Here is a 4,510-nt window from a genome sequence, read left to right as displayed (position 1 = left end):
GGATCGATCCGATCATCATCATTTCACCGTCCCTACAGCATCAATGACCGTTCGACCAACGATGGTCCCGCTCAGCACCTGCGCCGCCGCTGTACCGTTCAACCTTAGTCCGACAGGCTGCTAGGAGGTCCGTGACCTTCGCACAAACCCACAAATTGTCGTGAAGAGCCTGAAGATGTTGTACTCACCCAGCGTATCCTTGGCTGCCTCCTAGATCAGCAACGTCCCGAGCGCGGTATCGCCGTCCATGATCATTTGACGGCTTCGACGAACAGGCTCTCCCGCCGCCGGTTGTCCAAGCTTGCGAGGTCAGCAAAGTGACTGAGGGTTACACCAAAGTCGTAGCGCCGCACCTCGCTATACGTAGCGTAGAGCAACTGTTCGCGCAGGAAGTCAAAGGTCATCGGCGTACGCACTGAGCCATACCAGATGATCTGCGTGATGAGCTTCGCTCCGATACTGCGGGCGTGTTCGTCCGGAACATGGAAGTAGCGTGCGTCGTCTTCCCTGTACGCACGGATCGCCTTGTCGAGATCGGGTACTGCCAGCTTAAAACTCCGCCAGGCTTGAGGACACGGCGCACTTCGCGCAAAGCGCAAAGCGTGTCGGCCCAAGCGAGGTCCTGAAGCGCGTGAATGGCGGCTGCGCAGTTCACGCTCGCGTCGGCGAGCGGAAGCCCCTGGCGTATATCGCCGCGGAGATCGACACCCGGCAGGTCGCGCACGTCGAAATTGAACCATCCCGGGGCGATGCAAGGCCCACAACCCCGTTTGATGCGCGAAGGGGGTTCATCGCGACGCACCGCCGGCCACTACTTAGAACGTGCCGTTATACACCGCGCAGCTGCGGCAGATCTCCGGGGGACTGTCGGACTCCAGGCGTTCCCGGAATAGCGTGTACGAATCGTTGTTCCAGATCGCAGCGACGCCGCTGCGTTCCATGTTGCCAGCGAGGCGCAACGAGTTTGTGCAACCCCGCCAGGCCTGGTACCGTGAGCCGCATCACGCCGGGCGATCAGGCTGACAGAGGTTGGGTGCGGCGCGAAGTGCGCCCCAGGGTGCCTTCCTGCGCATCCCACAGAACCATGAGTTTGAAACGTCATGAGTCCGAAGTCCCGTTTACGAAGCACGGTCTCTCCGAACCCGGCGATGCCCGGTGCCTCGGACGATTTCACCACCGAGCCGATGGAACAGCGGATCATCGCACGGGTCAGCCGGCGGCTTCTCCCCCTGCTCTTCCTGCTCTTCATCATCTGCTTCATCGACCGCACGAACGTCGGGTTCGCTGCGCTCCAGATGAACCGGGATCTCGAGTTCGGGCCGGCAGTCTATGGGCTCGGAGCCGGGATCTTCTTCCTGGGGTATGCGCTGTTCGAAGTTCCCAGCAACCTGATCCTCGCTCGGGTGGGCGCGCGCCGATGGATCGCGCGCATCGCCATGACCTGGGGTGTCATCGCGGCGGCGACCATGTTCGTGCGCTCTCGGGCGAGCTTCTACCTCATGCGCCTGCTCCTCGGTGTGGCGGAGGCCGGCTTCTCTCCTGGGATCGTCTACTACCTGGCCCACTGGTTTCCGGAGCAGCAGCGGGGTCGCGCGCTGTCCCGGTTCACCATCGCGGTACCGCTCGCGAACGGTCTGGGTGGACCCCTGGGCGCGGCGCTGCTCGGCATGGATGGCAGGCTCGGGCTGGCCGGCTGGCAATGGCTCTTCCTAGTCGAGGGGCTTCCCGCTGTCGTCCTCGGGCTGATCACCGTTCGCTACCTCACGGATCGACCGGAAGACGCGAAGTGGCTGGCACCGAGGGATCGCGAGTGGCTCGACGCAGACTCGACCGGGAGCACCGCGACTGGTCGCGCTGGGCCCACCCCACCCTGCGCGAGGCCGTGACCAGCCCCGCGGTGTGGCGGCTCTCGGCGCCCTACTTCCTCATGGGCGTGACGAGCTACGCCCTCAGCCTCTGGCTCCCGCTCCTGCTGCGCGACGTCGCTGGGGTAGCCGACAGCCAGATGGGATGGGTGCTGCTCGCAGTGGGCGGCGCCAGCGCCGTGGGAATGCTGCTGTTGGGATGGCACTCGGACCGGAGCGGCGAACGGGTCGGCCATGCCGCGGCCACGCTCGGCGTCGCGGCCATCGGGTGTACCCTGGCCGCGGTCGTCCGAGAGCCGCTGGTCATCATCGGAGGGCTGACCCTGGCCATGGGCGGATCCATCGCCTTTCTCCCGGTGTTCTGGTGCCTCCCACCCCGGCTCCTGACCGGAGGGGCGGTGGCGGGCGGGATCGCGCTGATCAACTCGCTTGGTAATCTGGGCGGCTTCGTCGGTCCCAATATCCTGGGACTGGTGCGCGAGCACACCGCCGGCTTCACGGCGGGACTGCTCACCCTCGGGGGCCTCTCTCTCGCGGCCGCGCTTCTCATGCTCTGGCTGCACCGCGCGCCGGCCGCGGAGCCGGGAATCCACGTCACTCGTTGAAATGGGGACATCGAGGTCATGCACCTGCAACAGAGTCCACCCATGTCGAGCAGCACGCCCGCCGATCCGTTCGCGGCGGCCCACCAGCTGCGCGGTCTCATCATGGGCTTTCGCGTGACGCTGCTGATCCACGTCGCGGCCAAGCTCAGGTTGGCCGACCATCTTGCCGAGGGGCCCTGACGGCGGAGGAGCTCGCGCTGCGGGTGGGAGCCGATCCCGGGGCCCTCAGGCGAGTCCTCCGGGCACTGGTCAGCTTCGGCACCTTCGCGGAAACCGCCGAAGGCACTTTCACCGCGACGCCCCTGGCGGACCTGCTCCGGAGCGACGCACCCGGGTCGCTACGGCCCTTGGCGGTGCTGTATGGCGAGGACTGGCTCTGGCAGGCATACGGACGCATTCTCACCAGCGTTCAGACCGGCCGGCCGGGGTTCGAAGACGCGCACGGGATCCCGTTCTACGAGTACCTGGAGATCGACCGCGCGGCCGGCCGGACCTTCGATGAAGCGATGACCGGGTACTCGGCTCTGGAGGCCGAGGCGATTCTCGCGGCCTACGACTTTTCACCGGTGGGCCGGGTGATCGATGTCGGCGGCGGCCACGGGGCGCTCCTCGCGTCCCTGCTCAAGGCCCACGCTCATCTATCCGGGCTGCTGTTCGACCGGCAGTCGGTGGTGGAGACAGCAGGCAGGGCCGACCGTACGACAGCGATACAGCTGAGGATGAAGTCCTTGGCCCATGGGAATCATGCACGTTGCCGAAACGATGCAGCACGTCGAGCACCTACCGGTCTGGGCGACCGTGCAGAAGAGGGGATAATAGACTGCGCTGCCCCTTCTTCTTGCGGTTAAACCCTACTGCCGTGCCCTCCGGCCCCTTTGCCTGTGCCGATCACCGAGCCATCGAAGTCGAGCGTCACGCGCGAGAGCCCAAGGGCCACAAGCCGGGTCACGACCCCCTCCTGGGGCTCGCCGCGGTCCTGGCCCCGCTGCTCGTGCTCTTCAGGCTTAAATACGGGCTCGTCACAAGCATGCTCACCGCGCTCGCGGAGGACCCTTAGAAGCGCGAGCTAAGGCCCCTCGGCAGCGGGCACTACACCGCCGGATTGGTTCCGGGGCAATGCGCGCCCGCCCCGAGGTGGCGTTCGTGAGCCCGCACGGATCCAGGATCGGGATCGCCTCGAAAAGGGAGAGTGGACACTCGGTAGGGATGACCCGCCTCAGCTCTAGGCCGGTGCTGCCAAGCAGGACCCGGTACTCGCCTTCGGTGCGCTCCCGCCCACCGAGAACGACGAGCATGCTGATGTCGAACAGCTTGGCCTCCGATGGGCCGTTGCCGGTCGGGAGCAGCCGCTCGATGACCAGCAGCCTGGACTCCGGGGACATGGCCTCGCGGCATCGCCGGAGAATCCTCGCCGCGTGAGCGTCGTCCCAGTTGTGAAGGACGCTCTTGAGGAGATACAGATCTCCACCTGGGGGCACGGCCTCGAAGAAGTCTCCGCTGGTCCACGCGGCCCGCGCCCCGAGGCCGGCCCCGGCAAGGACACCTTGCGCCGCGGGCGTGGAGTACACGGTGAGCGTTCCCTTCGAGCGCTTTACCGATCTCAAAGCGCGCATCGAGGCACGGCGTTTCTGGTGGCGAGGGGCAGCACAGTGGGACTACTTCGAGGCCAAGTGGAAACCCAAGGCCTGGAAGACGCCCCACCGCTTCCTCTTCATTCGGACTCGCGTCAAACAGCAGCACAAAGACCCTATCCAGCTCGACCTCTTCGTCCCGCATGACTACGGCTATGAGCTCATGTTGACGGGGTTGTAAAAGCGCGTGATTTTGGTGGGAAGCGCGGTCGCGATCGGTTGGGTCGAGGGCGCGACGGCAGAGCGGCGGCGGTGTGGGAGTCAGGTGGGTTGCTGCCGAAAGGGGGACAGAATAGTCGTTGAGGTCGAAACGCACATAAGGGGTCTTGCGGACGCTGACTTCGAGGCGCTCCTCGGTGGGGAAGGGGTTATCGGGTAGCGGCAGCAGATGGGGCTGTTCCTCGGTGAA

The 4,510-nt window shown here is 65.4% G+C and carries 9 protein-coding genes and 1 pseudogene; 6 read left to right on the top strand and 4 right to left on the bottom strand.

Annotated features, from left to right (window positions below; translation table 11 throughout):
- Positions 1–251: 251 nt before the first annotated feature.
- Positions 252–599, bottom strand: coding sequence for a hypothetical protein (locus M3461_22575; protein ID MDQ3776931.1), 348 nt, complete (start codon positions 597–599; stop codon positions 252–254).
- Between the two features lie 216 nt (positions 600–815).
- On the bottom strand, positions 816–941 hold the full coding sequence (locus M3461_22570) for an SPASM domain-containing protein (GenBank protein ID MDQ3776930.1): 126 nt from the start codon (positions 939–941) through the stop codon (positions 816–818).
- Positions 942–1,148: 207 nt separating this feature from the next.
- Between M3461_22570 and M3461_22565 the strand changes: the two genes are divergently transcribed.
- Genes M3461_22565 through M3461_22545 form a run of 5 tightly spaced genes read left to right on the top strand, consistent with a single transcriptional unit; the run spans position 1,149 to position 3,527 of the window.
- On the top strand, positions 1,149–1,886 hold the full coding sequence (locus M3461_22565; GenBank protein ID MDQ3776929.1) for an MFS transporter: 738 nt from the start codon (positions 1,149–1,151) through the stop codon (positions 1,884–1,886).
- Positions 1,811–2,470 (top strand): MFS transporter, encoded by a 660-nt coding sequence (locus tag M3461_22560; GenBank protein MDQ3776928.1) that lies wholly within the window; start codon positions 1,811–1,813, stop codon positions 2,468–2,470. The genes M3461_22565 and M3461_22560 overlap by 76 nt, the downstream gene beginning before the upstream one ends.
- A gap of 42 nt (positions 2,471–2,512) precedes the next feature.
- Positions 2,513–2,650, top strand: coding sequence for a hypothetical protein (locus M3461_22555; GenBank protein MDQ3776927.1), 138 nt, complete (start codon positions 2,513–2,515; stop codon positions 2,648–2,650).
- A 23-nt stretch (positions 2,651–2,673) separates the two neighbouring features.
- The gene (locus M3461_22550) at positions 2,674–3,318 is read left to right on the top strand and encodes a hypothetical protein (protein ID MDQ3776926.1); all 645 of its coding nucleotides are present in this window, start codon (positions 2,674–2,676) and stop codon (positions 3,316–3,318) included.
- 11 nt (positions 3,319–3,329) lie between these two features.
- On the top strand, positions 3,330–3,527 hold the full coding sequence (locus tag M3461_22545; protein MDQ3776925.1) for a hypothetical protein: 198 nt from the start codon (positions 3,330–3,332) through the stop codon (positions 3,525–3,527).
- Here M3461_22545 and M3461_22540 read toward each other — a convergent pair.
- Entirely contained in the window at positions 3,502–4,038 is a 537-nt protein-coding gene (locus M3461_22540) for a hypothetical protein (protein MDQ3776924.1), read from the bottom strand. The genes M3461_22545 and M3461_22540 overlap by 26 nt on opposite strands.
- 1 nt (position 4,039) lies before the next feature.
- Between M3461_22540 and M3461_22535 the strand changes: the two genes are divergently transcribed.
- Positions 4,040–4,282 (top strand): hypothetical protein, encoded by a 243-nt coding sequence (locus tag M3461_22535; GenBank protein MDQ3776923.1) that lies wholly within the window; start codon positions 4,040–4,042, stop codon positions 4,280–4,282.
- Positions 4,283–4,384: 102 nt separating this feature from the next.
- Here M3461_22535 and M3461_22530 read toward each other — a convergent pair.
- Positions 4,385–4,510: pseudogene (locus tag M3461_22530) on the bottom strand (IS21 family transposase).

The organism is Pseudomonadota bacterium, assembly GCA_030860485.1.
Taxonomy (GTDB): Bacteria; Pseudomonadota; Gammaproteobacteria; order JACCXJ01; family JACCXJ01; genus JACCXJ01.
This window is presented reverse-complemented; position numbering and strand designations above follow the sequence as displayed.

Coding starts and splice junctions, on each gene's coding strand:
- M3461_22565 (MDQ3776929.1), top strand. CDS start 1,149: ATGCCCGGTGCCTCGGACGATTTCACCACCGAGCCGATGGAACAGCGG.
- M3461_22555 (MDQ3776927.1), top strand. CDS start 2,513: ATGTCGAGCAGCACGCCCGCCGATCCGTTCGCGGCGGCCCACCAGCTG.
- M3461_22570 (MDQ3776930.1), bottom strand. CDS start 941: ATGGAACGCAGCGGCGTCGCTGCGATCTGGAACAACGATTCGTACACG.